At 46.8% G+C, this 15,795-nt stretch carries 17 protein-coding genes; 10 read left to right on the top strand and 7 right to left on the bottom strand.

Annotation, left to right across the window (positions count from 1 at the left end):
- Positions 1–55: 55 nt before the first annotated feature.
- Together celB and CDO84_RS18770 are read left to right on the top strand one after the other, a co-directional pair.
- Positions 56–1,390 (top strand): PTS cellobiose transporter subunit IIC, encoded by a 1,335-nt coding sequence (celB, locus tag CDO84_RS18775; RefSeq protein ID WP_040081429.1) that lies wholly within the window; start codon positions 56–58, stop codon positions 1,388–1,390.
- 78 nt (positions 1,391–1,468) lie between these two features.
- Positions 1,469–2,146 carry a DUF2711 domain-containing protein gene (locus CDO84_RS18770; RefSeq protein WP_040081431.1) on the top strand — a complete coding sequence of 226 codons (678 nt, stop codon included), beginning with the start codon at positions 1,469–1,471 and terminating at the stop codon, positions 2,144–2,146.
- 38 nt (positions 2,147–2,184) lie between these two features.
- On the opposite strand, the gene glxA is transcribed toward CDO84_RS18770, so the two are convergent.
- The gene (glxA, locus tag CDO84_RS18765) at positions 2,185–2,565 is read right to left on the bottom strand and encodes a glyoxalase GlxA (protein WP_014665869.1); all 381 of its coding nucleotides are present in this window, start codon (positions 2,563–2,565) and stop codon (positions 2,185–2,187) included.
- Positions 2,566–2,685: 120 nt separating this feature from the next.
- Here glxA and CDO84_RS18760 point away from each other — a divergent pair, with 120 nt between their 5' ends.
- Positions 2,686–3,873, top strand: coding sequence for a class I SAM-dependent rRNA methyltransferase (locus CDO84_RS18760; RefSeq protein ID WP_040081433.1), 1,188 nt, complete (start codon positions 2,686–2,688; stop codon positions 3,871–3,873).
- A gap of 32 nt (positions 3,874–3,905) precedes the next feature.
- Here CDO84_RS18760 and CDO84_RS18755 read toward each other — a convergent pair whose 3' ends face one another.
- The 4 genes from CDO84_RS18755 to CDO84_RS18740 all read right to left on the bottom strand — a co-directional run bounded on the left by CDO84_RS18755 (position 3,906) and on the right by CDO84_RS18740 (position 6,485).
- Complete coding sequence (locus CDO84_RS18755; RefSeq protein WP_040081435.1) at positions 3,906–4,103, bottom strand: YwbE family protein; 198 nt, start codon at positions 4,101–4,103, stop codon at positions 3,906–3,908.
- Between the two features lie 33 nt (positions 4,104–4,136).
- Positions 4,137–5,339: an MFS transporter gene (locus tag CDO84_RS18750; RefSeq protein WP_014665866.1), complete on the bottom strand. Its 1,203-nt coding sequence runs from the start codon at positions 5,337–5,339 to the stop codon at positions 4,137–4,139.
- Between the two features lie 100 nt (positions 5,340–5,439).
- Positions 5,440–6,117 (bottom strand): CidB/LrgB family autolysis modulator, encoded by a 678-nt coding sequence (locus CDO84_RS18745; RefSeq protein WP_014665858.1) that lies wholly within the window; start codon positions 6,115–6,117, stop codon positions 5,440–5,442.
- Complete coding sequence (locus CDO84_RS18740; protein ID WP_003227375.1) at positions 6,099–6,485, bottom strand: CidA/LrgA family holin-like protein; 387 nt, start codon at positions 6,483–6,485, stop codon at positions 6,099–6,101. The genes CDO84_RS18745 and CDO84_RS18740 overlap by 19 nt, the downstream gene beginning before the upstream one ends.
- 105 nt (positions 6,486–6,590) lie before the next feature.
- Here CDO84_RS18740 and cidR point away from each other — a divergent pair, with 105 nt between their 5' ends.
- From cidR to CDO84_RS18705, 7 genes are all read left to right on the top strand, one after another.
- Positions 6,591–7,496 carry a cidABC operon transcriptional activator CidR gene (gene cidR, locus CDO84_RS18735; RefSeq protein ID WP_040081438.1) on the top strand — a complete coding sequence of 302 codons (906 nt, stop codon included), beginning with the start codon at positions 6,591–6,593 and terminating at the stop codon, positions 7,494–7,496.
- Positions 7,497–7,503: 7 nt separating this feature from the next.
- A complete protein-coding gene (gene thiM, locus CDO84_RS18730) occupies positions 7,504–8,322 on the top strand; it encodes a hydroxyethylthiazole kinase (RefSeq protein ID WP_040081439.1) in 819 nt (272 codons plus the stop codon).
- Complete coding sequence (gene thiE, locus CDO84_RS18725; protein WP_040081441.1) at positions 8,319–8,987, top strand: thiamine phosphate synthase; 669 nt, start codon at positions 8,319–8,321, stop codon at positions 8,985–8,987. Before thiM ends, thiE begins: the two co-directional genes overlap by 4 nt.
- 156 nt (positions 8,988–9,143) lie before the next feature.
- Complete coding sequence (gene efeU, locus CDO84_RS18720; protein WP_040081443.1) at positions 9,144–10,589, top strand: ferrous ion permease EfeU; 1,446 nt, start codon at positions 9,144–9,146, stop codon at positions 10,587–10,589.
- The gene (efeM, locus tag CDO84_RS18715) at positions 10,586–11,743 is read left to right on the top strand and encodes an iron uptake system protein EfeO (RefSeq protein ID WP_040081444.1); all 1,158 of its coding nucleotides are present in this window, start codon (positions 10,586–10,588) and stop codon (positions 11,741–11,743) included. The genes efeU and efeM overlap by 4 nt, the downstream gene beginning before the upstream one ends.
- Before the next feature lie 18 nt (positions 11,744–11,761).
- Positions 11,762–13,012, top strand: a complete 1,251-nt coding sequence (gene efeB / locus CDO84_RS18710; protein WP_014665852.1) for an iron uptake transporter deferrochelatase/peroxidase subunit — start codon at positions 11,762–11,764, stop codon at positions 13,010–13,012.
- Positions 13,013–13,101: 89 nt separating this feature from the next.
- Positions 13,102–13,704 carry a DsbA family oxidoreductase gene (locus CDO84_RS18705; protein WP_040081446.1) on the top strand — a complete coding sequence of 201 codons (603 nt, stop codon included), beginning with the start codon at positions 13,102–13,104 and terminating at the stop codon, positions 13,702–13,704.
- A 29-nt stretch (positions 13,705–13,733) separates the two neighbouring features.
- Here the strand turns inward: CDO84_RS18705 and CDO84_RS18700 are convergent, their stop codons facing one another.
- Positions 13,734–15,275 (bottom strand): solute symporter family protein, encoded by a 1,542-nt coding sequence (locus tag CDO84_RS18700; protein WP_014665850.1) that lies wholly within the window; start codon positions 15,273–15,275, stop codon positions 13,734–13,736.
- Entirely contained in the window at positions 15,272–15,580 is a 309-nt protein-coding gene (locus CDO84_RS18695) for a DUF485 domain-containing protein (RefSeq protein ID WP_040081448.1), read from the bottom strand. Before CDO84_RS18695 ends, CDO84_RS18700 begins: the two co-directional genes overlap by 4 nt.
- Between the last annotated feature and the right edge of the window lie 215 nt (positions 15,581–15,795).

Genomic DNA, 15,795 nt, shown 5'->3' with positions numbered 1-15,795 from the left:
AAAGAAAACATTGCGGAGGTTGTTTACAAAGCAATGAGAAAAGGGGGCTTTTCAGATGAGCGCATTCACTCGGGTAATGGAAGAAAAAATAATGCCTGTCGCCGGGAAAATTGCCGGACAGCGGCACCTCAGCGCTTTGCGTGACGGAATTATCCTGACCATGCCGCTGATTATTATCGGGTCTGTCTTCTTGATTTTAACGAGCCTGCCGATTCCGGGGTATGCTGATTTCATGGCGAGTGTGTTTGGGAAGGAGTGGGCTGATAAGCTCGGATATCCCGTCAATGCTTCGTTTGATATTATGGCGATGATCGCCGCTTTCGGGATCGCCTATCGGCTGGCGGAAAGCTATGATGTTGATGCCCTTTCGGCCGGAGCGATTTCAATTGCCGCATTTCTATTGGCAACGCCGTTTGAGGTGCCGTTTACGCCGGATGGCTCAACGGAGTCCATCATGGTAGGGGGCGGAATCCCGATCACGCTGCTCGGCAGCAAAGGCTTATTTGTCGCCATGCTGATCGCTTTGTTTTCAACCGAAATCTATCGATATATTATTCAAAAGAATATCGTCTTCAAAATGCCAGACGGTGTGCCGCCTGCGGTAAGCAAATCGTTTGTCGCGCTGATCCCGGGCTTTATCATTGTGTTTCTCGTGTGGCTGGCGCGTCTTCTGATTGAAATGACACCTTTTCAGAGCCTGCACAATGTCGTAGGAGACCTGCTTGGCACACCGCTTTCCATCCTCGGCGGCAGTCTCGGCGGAAGCCTGATTGCTGAATTTGTGCAGATGCTGCTTTGGTCGTGCGGGATTCACGGGGCTTCCATCATTGGCGGAATCATGGCGCCGATTTGGTACGGCGCGATGGATGCCAACCGTCTCGCCTTCCAAGCGGGCGAGGCGCTGCCGAGCATTTTTACGACTCAGTTTTTTCAAATTTGGATCAATGTCGGCGGAAGCGGAGCGACGCTGGCGCTTGTCTTGACGATGCTTGTCCGGTCTCGCAGCAAACAAATGAAGCAGCTTGGCCGATTAGGGATTGGGCCCGCGCTTTTTAATATCAACGAGCCGATTATTTTCGGCATGCCGATTGTCATGAACCCGCTGCTCATTGTTCCATTCATCATCGCGCCGCTCCTCACGATTACCGCAACTTATATCGGCATGAGCACCGGATTGGTGGCGAGGCCGGCCGGAATCGCCGTGCCATGGACGATGCCGCCGCTCATATCAGGCTATTTGGCGACAGGCGGCAAGGTCTCGGGCGCCGTTATGCAGCTGGTGAATCTGTTGATCACCTGTGCTATCTACTATCCGTTTTTCAGAATATGGGATCATCAAAAATGGCGGGAAGAGAGTGCGGTTGAATCCGGAGATAAGAATGTGACGTGATAGACGATCAGCCTGTCATAGGGCTGATCATCTTCTTTCAAACGAAAGGAAATGTTAGAATATGTAAAGGAGGTGCGCATGTTAGATTATATATGGTTCGATGACGAATCACCGATCTTACAACAAATACCTGTTGAATACTCATCAGCTGCTCTTATTTTTTCTCCTTTTATCCAAATGCCTGAAAGATGGGAGAAAGCAAGGAGAAAACATGATTACGAGCATATTTCTCCAAACGATGATGAAATAAGAAGAAAAGGCAAGGCTGTTTCCTGGGAGAAGGTTATGTCCTCTTGCGGCTTGCAAACACATGCTGAGCTGGCGCTGGCTTTAATGACATCGATAGGCGCCTTAAGGGACGAGTGCGCGAGAGAGGATTTGGCTGAGCTTTTACATGAAAACATAAATGGAGACCTCTATTATCCCAGTGAGGATCATATTTCAAATTTCCACATTCCGGGTTTGATAAAGGTGTTAGGTATGAACGGATCTAATCGGTTTTATTACGCAGAACCGATTGTGGAAAACAGTGGCTTTTTGGACATAACTGAGGCGAACTTGCGAACGGTTCTTGATGAAGCCGCGGCAGAGCTCGTTTTGACTGATGAGAAAATGGACTTTATGTTTATGAGTGTATATGACTCATTCATTAATGTCTTTTTAGCAAAAGATAAAAACATCAATGACCTGGTTCAGCGTATGGGCTGGGAAGCGATGGTTTGCGATGAGTCGACGTATATCAGTTGGTACAGATAAAAAAGAACGTACATCACAAAATGTACGTTCTTTATTTTTTACCGCTGAAAGAACTCAATCCACTCACCATCAGGGCCTTCGATATAGAAATAACGGTATCCGTTTGGTAGTGTTGTGATCTCCTCGTCAATAAATTTTGCGTTCATTCTTTCCGCTTTTGTATATTCAGCCGCGATGTCATCCGTCAGCAGGGCAATGTGGTGCACTTTTCCTTCGGAGGGAAGCTCACTGCTGTAGCCTTGAATCAGTTCAATTTCTGTTTCCGGGCCGTCTTCAAAGCCGAGAAAAGCAAGCTCGATTACACCGTTCGTGTGTGTGATGCGATCCTTCAATTTCATGCCGAGTACCTCTTCATAAAATGTGATGGACGCGTTAATATCTCTTACCATGATGCCTGTATGGTCAATTCGTTTTGGCATGCTGCTCCTCCTCGTAACTCTTTTTGTCTATCGTAGAAAAACCTTTCCTTTCTGTCAATGCAGACATCTTGGCGTTTTGTGGTACGATAAGAGAAAGCAAACAGAAAGAGGACGACATATATGAAGCTACTCACCCTAAAGAAAGCACACGCTGCCAAAATCAAAAAAGGCTATCCCCTTATCGAAAAAGAAGCTCTCGCAGGGAGTGCGGGGCACATGAAAGAAGGAGACCTCGTTGATATCGTGTCTGAGAGCGGCGAGTTTCTCGCGCGGGGCTATTATGGCCTGCAAAACAAAGGGGTCGGCTGGACGCTTACCCGCAATAAACATGAACAGATTGACCAAGCCTTTTTTCTCACCAAATTAACAAAAGCGGCCCAAGCGCGCGCCAAACTATTTGAGGCTCAAGATACAACGGCTTTCCGCCTGTTCAACGGTGAGGGCGACGGTGTCGGGGGCGTCACCATCGACTATTATGACGGCTATCTGCTGGTACAATGGTACAGCAAGGGCATTTACACCTTTAAAGATATGCTGATTTCCGCTTTGGATGAAATGAATCTTGATTATAAAGCGATTTACGAGAAAAAACGATTCGACACGGCTGGACAATACGTTGAAGACGATGACTTCGTGAAAGGGAAAAGAGGCGAGTTCCCGATCATCATCCAGGAGAATGGCATTCAATATGCGGTGGATCTGAATGAGGGCGCCATGACGGGCATCTTTTTGGATCAAAGACATGTGCGCAAGGCAATCAGAGACCGCTATGCAAAAGGGAAAACAGTTTTAAATACGTTTTCTTATACGGGTGCATTCTCCGTGGCAGCGGCGCTTGGCGGAGCGGAGAAAACAACAAGCGTGGACGTGGCAAACCGAAGCTTGGCCAAAACGATCGAGCAATTCAGCGTGAACAAGCTGGATTACGAAGCGCACGACATTAAAGTGATGGACGTGTTTAACTATTTTTCATATGCTGCAAAAAAGGATTTGCGCTTTGATCTCATTATTCTCGACCCGCCTTCCTTTGCGCGTACAAAAAAACGCACCTTCAGCGCGGCCAAGGATTATAAAAACCTGCTGAAGGATACGATCGCCATCACAGCTGACAAGGGTGTCATTGTAGCCTCTACAAACAGCAGCGCCTTTGGGATGAAGAAGTTCAAAGGCTTTATCGATGCCGCCTTTAAAGAAACAAATGAACGCTACACGATTATTGAGGAATTTACACTGCCGGAGGATTTCAAAACGATTTCGGCATTTCCGGAAGGCAACTATCTGAAAGTGGTCTTTCTGCAGAAAAAATAACGAAAAAGCTGCCCTTTTCGGGGGCAGCTTTTTTATGTAGAAATGATCTGCTGGACGCGGCCGATACGGCCATCTTCAAGCCGGACTTTAATGCCGTGCGGATGAAAGCTTGATTTCGTCAAAATATCCTTCACTATCCCTCGCGTCAGTTTTCCTGTTTTTTGATCCGCTTTCAATACAATATCAACCTGCAACCCTTTCGAAATGCTGTTTCGCTCTTGCCCGTTCATAACGCTCATCCTTTCTTTTATTCATTATAGTCATTATGGTTTAAAAGTAACAGCCGGCTGATGGAGTGTATTTTTGTTTTTTTCAGCCTTCATTAAATATAATGTCAAGCCAAAGCCTGCTATGCTCAGAATGCCAAAAAGCAAGTAGACTGCGAAGATCGATACGTAGTCAAAAATATACCCGCCCGCAAATGTGCAGAACCAGTTGCCGAACCCGTTGCCGATGGCGGCGTACATGGTCAGCGCCGTCGCTTCAACGTGTCTTGGCGTAATCTTTTTCACATATTGAAGTGCTGCCGGGATAAATAAACCGATTGCCACTCCTTGAAGAAAGACCGTCGCATAAATGATCCATAGTGAAGGCGCCGTGAAATAGAGCGCCCACCTGAATAATGAAACCCCGCCTGACAGCATAATGACGTTGAGCAGCCCCATTTTATCTATAAATGTTTGGGCAAATCGCATAAATGGTATTTCCGAAATGACGCCGATAAAAAATAAAATGCCGATAGCGGAAAGTGACGCGCCGCTTTTGTCCAGAAAAAGACTAAAATACGTATTGTTTGCTAAGTTTGGAGCAAATGTCGTAAAAGTGATGATCATAAAGATGAGGAAGGTTTTGTTGCTGATAAGCTCCCGGAATCCTTTGCGGATATTGACCTTTGTTTTCGTTTTCTGCTGGCCCGGCATTTGAGAAGCCAATATGGCGGCAATGCATAGAAAGGCACAGCCGAAGATAAAGATCACATGAATGGGATACAGCTGATTCGTCACCTGTCCCATCACAAACACCGCGACGCCGAAGCCGAGAGAACCAAACAGGCGGATTCCGCCATAATTGCCGTTTGTTTCTTGTGTGTACCTTAGTGAAATGCTGTCCGAAAGTGGAATAATCGTGCTTTGAAAGGCTGCAAAACAGGCCGCAATCAAAATAAACAGAGGAAAGCTGTCAAATGCAATATAGCCTAGTCCAATGATGCCTGTGATTGATGTGCAAACCGCCAGCAGGCTTTTCGTTTTTTGTGTATAGTCGCTCAGCATGCCCCAAAATGGCTGAAAGAAAATCATCACAATCGGGCCCAGTGACATGATCAAGCCGACCTGTGATCCGCTTAAATGCTGTTCCTTCGTTAAATACATGCTGAGTAGGGGAATCATGCTGCCCGTACCGAGAAAAGCAAACAAATAAAATCCTTTTAACGCGGCATAATGCCGTCTCACCTGCAAGTTGTGCATCAGGGTGCCTCCTTTGGTATCCACAAATACATTATATTGGAATTCGCCAGCTTTTCAATAAGTGGAAGCACATAAAAAAACTGCCCGTGAAAGGACAGTTTTACATAAATGAAAGCAAAAACGGCGCCGCGCAAAGCGTCATAATCGCAGCTAGGATCATCGACACGCTTGAAATCGTGCCGGACACAGAGCTGAGCTCAAATGCTTTTGACGTTCCCGCTCCATGCGCGCTTGTGCCGAGCAGCACGCCTCGTGCGATTTCGTTATCAATGCGGAAATAGCGGATGACCATCGGGCCGATCACTGTGCCGAACAAAGCGGTTAAAATCACAAACACGGCAGTGACGGCAGGCATTCCGCCGATCATTTCAGATACGTTCATCGCGATCGGCGTTGTCACTGATCTCGGGACGAGGCTGTCAATTAAGCCGGTGCCGAGGTGAAGCCATTTCGCAATAAGAGCGGTAGAAATAATCGCGATGCATGAACCGACGGCCACATTCAAAATAATTTCCACTGCGTATTTCTTTAAAACAGGGAAATATTTATATAGCGGGATCGCGAATGCCACGGTGGCCGGCTGAAGCATATCGGTCAGCAAACCGCCGCCGAGATTATAGGACTCGTACGGGACATTCACCAGCAGCAGCAGACCGACTAACACAGCGGGCGTCAGCAATAGCGGCGACGTATAAACACGCGGAAAGCGTTGATAGACCTTTTTTGCTCCTAAATACACCAAAACCGTTAAAAACAAACTTACAATTCCGATGAACACGTATGCTTTTTCTCCTTTCTCTTTGCAATGAGTTGTGTAAGCGTTCCTGTAGACACCATCACGACAAACGTGCTGATGATGACAACAAGCAGAATGCTGACACCAAATTTCGACATAATGTCTCCGTATTCAATCACTCCGACGGCAGACGGGATAAAAAATAAAAGCAGCTCCCCGAGAAGCCACGCTGCACCAAGCTCTATCCATTCCAGCTTGATGATGTTAAAGTGCAATAATGTGAAAAGAATCACAATCCCTATTATACTGCCGGGAATATTTATATGAAGAAGGGCTGTCACCCAATTAATCAGCCTAGCAAATATAAATAACAGAGCGATTTGAATAACGGTTAGCAACAGTTTTTTCATATTGATGCCTCCCTTATATTCATATTGTACATAAGGTCTCGCTATAGGTAAAATATATATTAAGAATAAGAAGTATTCCTTTTGTCTATAGAAAGGGTGAAGCACATGGATATCCGCCATTTAACATATTTCTTGGAAGTCGCCCGTTTAAAAAGTTTTACGAAGGCTTCCCAATCCCTTTATGTTTCTCAGCCGACGATATCAAAAATGATCAAAAATTTAGAAGAAGAGCTCGGGATTGAACTGTTTTACCGAAATGGCAGGCAGGTGGAACTGACAGACGCCGGCCATAGCATGTATGTGCAGGCGCAGGAAATAATTAAATCATTTCAAAACCTGACGTCAGAATTAAATGATATTATGGAAGTCAAGAAAGGGCACGTACGGATTGGACTGCCGCCAATGATCGGCTCGGGTTTTTTCCCGAGAGTGCTTGGCGATTTCCGTGAAAACTATCCGAATGTCACCTTTCAACTAGTCGAAGACGGTTCTATAAAAGTCCAAGAAGGTGTCGGGGACGGCTCTCTTGATATCGGCGTTGTGGTCCTTCCCGCAAACGAAGACATCTTTCATTCGTTTACAATCGTAAAAGAAACCTTAATGCTTGTCGTTCACCCTTCCCACCGGCTGGCTGATGAGAAGGAATGTCAGCTGCGTGAGTTGAAGGACGAGCCTTTTATTTTCTTCAGGGAGGATTTTGTCCTGCACAACCGAATTATGACGGAATGTATTAAGGCTGGATTCCGGCCTCATATCATTTATGAAACCTCACAATGGGATTTTATTAGTGAGATGGTGTCAGCCAACCTTGGAATCGGGCTTTTGCCGGAACGAATTTGCCGCGGACTTGACCCGGAAAAAGTGAAAGTCATTCCGCTTATCGATCCGGTCATCCCTTGGCATCTCGCCATTATTTGGAGAAAGGACCGCTACTTGCCGTTTGCCGCCAGAGCTTGGCTCGAACATACGAAATCGTATTTATGGGACCCGAAAAAAGATAGTAAAGGATGATGCAAACATGGATGCACAATCAGCAGCAAAATGCCTGACTGCTGTCCGCCAGCATAGCCCTCTGGTGCACAGCATAACCAACAATGTTGTAACGAATTTCACAGCAAACGGTCTGCTCGCGCTCGGCGCATCGCCCGTTATGGCGTACGCGAAAGAAGAGGTTGCCGATATGGCGAAGATTGCGGGGGCACTCGTTTTGAATATCGGAACGCTAAGCAAGGAGTCAGTCGAAGCGATGATCATCGCGGGAAAATCAGCCAATGAACATGGCGTCCCCGTCATTCTTGATCCTGTCGGTGCCGGAGCAACACCGTTCCGAACTGAATCGGCACGTGACATCATTCGTGAGGTGCGCCTTGCTGCAATCAGAGGAAATGCGGCGGAAATTGCCCATACCGTCGGTGTGACGGATTGGCTGATCAAAGGTGTTGATGCGGGTGAAGGCGGAGGCGACATCATCCGGCTGGCTCAGCAAGCGGCACAAAAGCTAAACACGGTCATTGCGATTACTGGCGAAGTCGATGTCATTGCCGACACATCAAACGTATATGCCCTTCATAATGGCCACAAGCTGCTGACAAAAGTAACAGGCGCCGGCTGCCTGTTGACTTCCGTTGTCGGTGCGTTTTGCGCTGTGGAAGAAAATCCATTGTTTGCTGCTATCGCTGCTATTTCCTCGTATGGAGTCGCAGCTCAGCTTGCCGCACAACAAACAGCTGACAAAGGTCCGGGAAGCTTTCAGATTGAATTGCTGAACAAGCTTTCGTCTGTTACTGAACAAGACGTCCAAGAATGGGCGACAATTGAAAGGGTGACTGTCTCATGACTCGTATTTCTCGGGAAATGATGAAAGAGTTATTATCTGTTTACTTCATTATGGGGTCAAACAATACGAAAGCTGATCCTGTCACAGTTGTACAAAAAGCGTTAAAAGGCGGTGCCACCCTGTACCAATTCCGTGAAAAGGGCGGGGATGCACTGACTGGAGAGGCTCGGGCTGAATTTGCTGAAAAAGTGCAGGCAGCCTGCCGCGAAGCTGGTGTTCCGTTCATTGTCAATGATGATGTGGAATTGGCTCTGAAGCTGAAAGCTGACGGTATCCACATCGGCCAGGAAGACGCAAACGCGAAAGAGGTAAGAGCTGCTATAGGTGATATGATTCTCGGCGTTTCCGCCCATACGATGTCTGAGGTGAAGCAAGCCGAAGAAGACGGAGCGGATTATGTCGGACTCGGGCCGATCTATCCGACTGAAACGAAAAAGGATACGAGAACGGTACAAGGGGTATCTCTTATCGAAGCAGTCCGCCGCCAAGGCATCAGCATCCCAATTGTCGGCATCGGCGGCATCACAATAGATAATGCCTCACCTGTTATCCAAGCGGGGGCCGATGGTGTCAGTATGATCAGCGCCATCAGTCAGGCGGAGGATCCTGAGAGTGCTGCACGCAAGTTTTGTGAGGAAATTCAAACATATAAAACAGGAAGATAACCGTTCATCTTTCTTCAAAAGGCTGTTCTGTAAAAGGACAGCTTTTTTGCTTTCCATCAAGGTTTTCAGACCTTCAAATTTTAATTGACAAAGGACAGGAACTGGCTATGATTATGTTATACAATGATAATCATTTTCAGTTATAGGAGGAACATGATGGCTCGGGGGCTGGCACTTATTTTATTCAGCTTGTTGATGGTTTTCGGTTCTGCGGCACACGCGGAAGATGATCCGATCGCTGCATTAATTCAATTAAACAAGCAAATGATCAAATCCGTACAAGACGGAGATATAGACTCGGCACAACAAACGTTTGAAACCTTCAAGGCGAAGTGGAAAAAAGAAGAACCTTCTATTAAGAAGGAAAACCTTTCTTCTCACAGCGAAATGGACGCGAATATCGCAATGATTTCTCTTTCTTTTATCAATCAAGATGCAGACAAGCTCAAAACACAGCTTGAAGAGCTTTCGTCTCATTTAGAAACCTATCAGCAGGCTGTCGTGCTGAAAAAGACATCCTCAGGTCAATCAAGGGCATCCTTAACAGCCTATATACACAGCTTGAAAGACACGAAGCAGTTAATAGAAAAAAAACAATTGGATGAAGCATCATCCGCAATCGACAATTTAGTTACATCCTGGCTCGCCGTAGAGGGAGACGTCGTTTCCCAATCGAAAGAAGCCTATACGACGTCAGAGGAAAATCTGGCGCTGATGAAAGCTGAGATCGGCAGCCATCCCGAAAAGGTATCAAAGCAAATTGACGAAATGATTCAATTGCTCGAGCCGATCGCTTCAAGCAGCTACAGCTGGTGGGACGCGGCGCTGATCCCGATTCGTGAAGGAATGGAGGCCCTCCTTGTCATCGGAGCGCTGCTAACCATGACAAAAAAAGCGCGGGTCACGCGCTCCTCGGCATGGATCTGGGGCGGGGCGTCCGCCGGCATGGTTGTTTCCTTAGCAGCGGGCATCGGTGTCACGGTTTTGTTCTCCTCCAGTGTATTCGGAGAAAACAATTTCTTGCTTGGCGGTGTGACCGGCGTATTGTCCGCTGTCATGCTTTTGTATGTCGGGGTGTGGCTGCACAGAAACGCCTCAATGGATAAATGGAGAGAGAAAATCAATATCCAGAAGTCCCAGGCACTGAAAAAACGAAGCCTGCTTTCCTTTGCGCTCATTGCATTTCTGGCCGTTGTAAGAGAAGGTCTCGAAACGGTCATCTTTTTCATCGGGCTTGTCGGGAAGCTTCCGCTCACTGAACTGATCGGCGGAACTGCCGCAGGGCTTATCGTTCTCGTTATCGTCGGTGTTCTGATGATCAAGCTCGGGATGCGCATTCCATTGAAGCCGTTCTTTCTTCTATCAATGGCGGTTGTCCTGTATATGTGCGTGAAATTTCTCGGCACCGGCGTTCACAGCCTTCAGCTGGCGGGCATTCTTCCGTCTGATGCAGAAAGCTGGCTGCCGTCTGTATCGGTGTTAGGAATTTATCCGTCCGTGTACAGCACGATTCCGCAATTGCTGATTTTACTCTTTTTATTGATTGTGCTTGTTTCAGAAGCGGCAAAACATTTTACAAACGGAAAGGAACTGACAAAATGAATTTCACAAAAATCGCTGTATCAGCCGGATGCATCCTTGCGCTGTGCGCGGGCTGCGGAGCCAACAACACATCTTCAACTAAAGAAAAAGCTTCATCTGAGAAAAGCGGGGTCACAAAAGAGATCTCCGCTTCGGTAAATAAAATGGAAACCATCATTTCCAAGCTGAATGACTCAGCGGAAAAAGGAGACCAAAAAGAGATTGAAAAGAAAGGGAAAGAGTTAAACAGCTACTGGCTTTCCTTTGAAAACGATATTCGCAGCGACTATCCATTCGAATATACAGAAATCGAAAAGCATCTTCAGCCAATCTACACAGAAGCGCAAAAAGACAAACCGGATACAGCAAAAATCAAGACAGAATCCGAGTCACTGAAAGCATCCTTAGAAGACCTGACAGAAGCAAAGAAGAGCGGCAAAAAGGCTAGCGATCAGCTGGCAAAAGCAGCGGATGAATATAAAGGCTATGTCAAAGAGCAGAGTGACCAGCTTGTCAAAGCGACTGAAGCATTTACAAGCGCTGTGAAATCCGGCGATATCGAAAAATCTAAAACGTTATATGCGAAAGCGCGTGTTTATTACGAGCGAATCGAGCCGATCGCTGAAAGCCTTGGAGATCTTGACCCGAAAATCGATGCACGAGAAAACGATGTTGAAGAAGGAGCCAAATGGACAGGCTTCCATAAGCTTGAGAAGGCCATTTGGAAGGATCAAGATATTTCCGGGGAAAAGGCAACAGCTGACCAGCTTCTCAAAGATGTAAAAAAGCTTGACGGTTCAATTCAATCACTGAAATTAACACCTGAACAAATTGTAGCAGGCGCGATGGAGCTTCTGAACGAAGCCGGGATTTCGAAAATCACGGGAGAAGAAGAGCGCTACTCACGAATCGACTTAGTCGACCTTATGGCAAATGTGGAAGGCTCCGAAGCCGTTTATCAAACAGTGAAAAGCGCGCTTGTAAAAGATCACTCCGACTTGACGGAAAAACTGGATACGGAATTCAGCGAATTTGAAGTTTTAATGGCAAAATACAAAACAAATGATCAGTCCTATACGTCTTATGATAAATTAAGTGAAAAGCAAATCAGAGAGCTGAGCACTAAGCTGACGACTCTTTCTGAAACCATGTCGAAGATTGCGAATGTGCTATAAAAGGAGTTTTGTAACATCATGAGCGATGAACAAAAAAAGCCAGAACAAATTCACAGACGGGACATTTTAAAATGGGGGGCAATGGCGGGGGCAGCCGTTGCGATCGGTGCCAGCGGACTCGGCGGACTCGCTCCGCTTGTGCAGACCGCGGCTAAGCCATCGAAAAAGGATGAAAAAGAGGATGACCAGGTCGTTCCGTTTTACGGAAAGCATCAGGCCGGAATCACAACTGCCCATCAAACGTATGTCTACTTTGCTGCGCTGGATGTGACAGCAAAAGAGAAAAGCGACATCATTACATTATTTAGAAACTGGACAAGTCTCACACAGATGCTGACGTCTGGCAAGAAAATGTCGGCTGAGCAGAAAAACCAATATCTGCCGCCGCAGGATACAGGTGAGTCTGTTGATTTACCCCCTTCCAACTTAACGGTCACATTCGGATTCGGGCCTGGCTTTTTTGAAAAAGACGGAAAGGACCGCTTCGGGCTGAAAAGCAAAAAACCGAAACACCTGGCCGCTCTTCCAGCGATGCCGAATGACAACCTGGATGAAAAGCAGGGAGGCGGAGACATCTGCATTCAAGTGTGTGCAGACGATGAGCAAGTGGCGTTTCACGCGCTGCGCAACCTGCTAAATCAAGCGGTCGGCACTTGTGAGGTCCGCTTTGTGAACAAAGGCTTTTTAAGCGGAGGAAAAAATGGTGAAACACCGCGCAACCTCTTCGGGTTCAAAGATGGAACAGGCAATCAGAGCACGGAGGATGACAGCTTGATGAACTCGATCGTGTGGATTCAGTCCGGTGAGCCTGACTGGATGACGGGCGGCACCTATATGGCTTTTCGGAAAATCAAAATGTTCCTTGAGATATGGGACCGCTCTTCCCTCAAGGACCAAGAGGATACCTTCGGCCGCAGAAAAAGCTCAGGGGCGCCTTTCGGACAGAAAAAGGAAACAGATCCCGTGAAGCTGAATCAAATTCCGTCTAATTCGCACGTCAGTCTAGCGAAATCTACTGGAAAACAAATTTTGCGAAGAGCTTTCTCTTACACAGAAGGACTTGATCCGAAAACCGGCTATATGGATGCAGGTCTCCTGTTTATCAGTTTTCAAAAAAATCCCGACAATCAGTTTATCCCGATGCTGAAGGCTCTTTCGGCAAAGGATGCGTTAAATGAATATACACAAACAATCGGTTCTGCTTTATACGCATGCCCAGGCGGCTGCAAAAAAGGAGAATATATTGCCCAGCGCTTGCTGGAATCATAAAAGAAGCCTAAATTGGCTTCTTTATTAAAAAACAGTTGTAACTTTAATTGTTACAGTTTAAAATCAATTTATACGAAAGGAGAATTATCATGACAGTACACATCAAAGTTTATTCAGATTACGTCTGCCCATTTTGTTTCGTTGGAAAAGCCGCTTTTGAAGAAGCGATAAAAGGAAAGGATGTTGAAGTCGAGTGGATGCCGTTTGAACTGCGCCCAAGCCCATCCCCTCAGCTTGATCCGGTCAATGATCCTTCCAAACAATACATGTGGCAGACATCCATTCTGCCAATGGCGGAGAAATTAGGAGTCGAGATCAATTTTCCAAACGTCTCGCCCCATCCGTATACAGATCTCGCGTTTGAAGGCTTCCATTTTGCGAAGGAATTCAATAAAGGACATGAATACAACACCCGTGTCTTTCAGGCATTTTTTCAAGAGGGCCAAAATATCGGCGACATTGACATCTTGAAGAAGCTCGCCGAGGAAGTGGGATTAGACGGAGCATCATTTCAATCAGCACTGGAAGCAAGAACATATCAGGACGTGCAGCGACAAGCCTTGAAGCACGCCTATGAAGAGGCTGACATCACAGCCGTTCCAACCTTTATTATTGGCGACACTGTCATTCCGGGTGCGGCCGGCAAGGATGTATTTGAAAAAGCGATTTCTGACGAGCAGAAGAAAAAGTAAGGAAAAAGCTCTCGATAAAGAGAGCTTTTTTACTCCTGTTCCATATGAATGCCAGTATGCGCCTTCACCTGTATTTCTGCAAACGTATCTTCATCAATTGTTTTATCAGACGACAGCACCGTTCCGAGCCACGCGCCGAGGAAGCCAAGCGGGATGGAAATAATCCCTGGATTAGACAGCGGGATGAGCGGATCGCCGGTGAAAATAGCACCTCCGGCCGGGTCCCACACGCTAGGGCTCATCGACACAAGCACAAGCGCGCTGATCAGGCCTGTCAGACTCCCCCATAAAGCGCCTGAAGCATTGAATCGTTTCCAAAAGACCGTAAACACAATCAGCGGGAGATTTGCGCTGGCGGCTACCGCAAACGCAAGGGCAACAAGGAACGCCACATTTAAGGACTGTGCAAAAATCGCTAGGAGAATCGAGAGCACTGACACGGCGATTGAAGCCCATCTGGCCGCTTTCATCTGTTCTTTTTCAGTTGCCTCTCCTTTTCTGATGATCTGGCTGTAAATATCATGGGCAAATGCTGAGGCGGCAGACAGCACCAATCCTGTGACGACAGCCAAAATGGTAGCAAAGGCAATGGCTGATACAAACGCGAATAGGAAGTCTCCCCCGAGCGCTTTTGCTAAAAGCGGAGCCGCCATATTTCCCGCTTGATCAGCTGCCGTAATCGCATCAAAACCGACAAATGCAGCAGCGCCAAAGCCGAGAAACACCGTCATAATGTAAAACACGCCGATAATCCATGTCGCTGACACAACAGATGTACGGGCCGTCTTGGCATCCTTAACGGTATAAAACCGGATCAAAATATGCGGAAGCCCGGCGGTTCCCAGCACGAGTGCCAAGTTTAACGATAAGGTTTCAAGCGGCACCTTGTATTTATTCCCGGGATTCAAGAAATCAGCGCCAAGCGGAGTAGCCGTTTTCATCTGTTCAAACATGGTATTAAGGCTAAAGCCGAATTTTGAAAACACGATGATCGAAATCACGAGTGTGCCGGCCATCAGCAAAACGGCTTTAATAATTTGAACCCAGCTTGTCGCGATCATGCCCCCAAACACGACATAAATGGTCATCAGCACTCCGACGATGAGAACCGCCGCGGTGTAATCCAGTCCAAGAAGCAGTTTGATCAGCGCGCCCGCCCCCACGAGCTGGGCAATCATATAAAAAGTAGAGATGGCAATGGTATTGAGCGCCGCAACTCCGCGGATTTTCTTTTCTTTAAAGCGAGCGGCTATCATGTCTGCCATTGTATACTTTCCAAGATTCCGAAGCGGTTCCGCCACGATATACAAGACAACGAGATAAGCCACAAGAAAACCGATGCTGTAAAAGAAACCATCAAATCCATATAACGCAATCATTCCGGCAATCCCAAGAAACGAGGCGGCAGACATGTAGTCACCCGCAATTGCCAGTCCATTCTGAACACCGGTGAGCCCGCCGCCCGCCGTATAAAACTCACTTGTCGTTTTTGTCTTCTTCGCGGCAAAATACGTGATAATAAGCGTCAGGCCGACAATCGCCAAAAACAATAAAAAAGCGGTCATATTCATGTCTGTTCACCCTTTAGACCTTCTTTTAAAGCGCTCACATACCGATCGAAATGAGCTGCTCTTCGGGAATACACCGTACTCAGTATCCAAGTCATGGCGAATTGGGCGATGGCGAACAGCCAAGCCCATGAAACAGCTCCAATGGCCGGCGCATTCAAAAAGGTGAAATAAGATGTCAAAACAGGAAGTGAAAAATAAAAGACAAAAAAGAAAATCGCAGAAGGAACAATAAAAGCACGTTTCTGCTTTAAAAAAGCTTGGAAAGACGGCGTTGCAGCAATCTGTTTGTAATCAGCTTTGTACATGGCTTTCCTCCTTTTATTCGCTATACGTAAGCAAAAAGGTACACCAATAGGTATGTACTGAAAGTCTGATTTATGCGTTGAACTATACCTGGAGGATGAAAAAAGAAGGAAGTCGTGAAGAGGTGAACACAGTGGTATAAAGACAGGCGAAGGTTTTCAAGCTCGGCCGTGTATAAACGAGTTTGCTTTCAAAACCTCACCGAATGCAGCTTCTT

The sequence above is a fragment of the Bacillus sp. MD-5 genome (genome assembly GCF_002201875.1).
GTDB classification, from domain to species: Bacteria; Bacillota; Bacilli; order Bacillales; family Bacillaceae; genus Bacillus; species Bacillus stercoris.
Note: the sequence above shows the minus strand (reverse complement) of the source record. Positions and strands in the feature narration are given on the sequence as shown.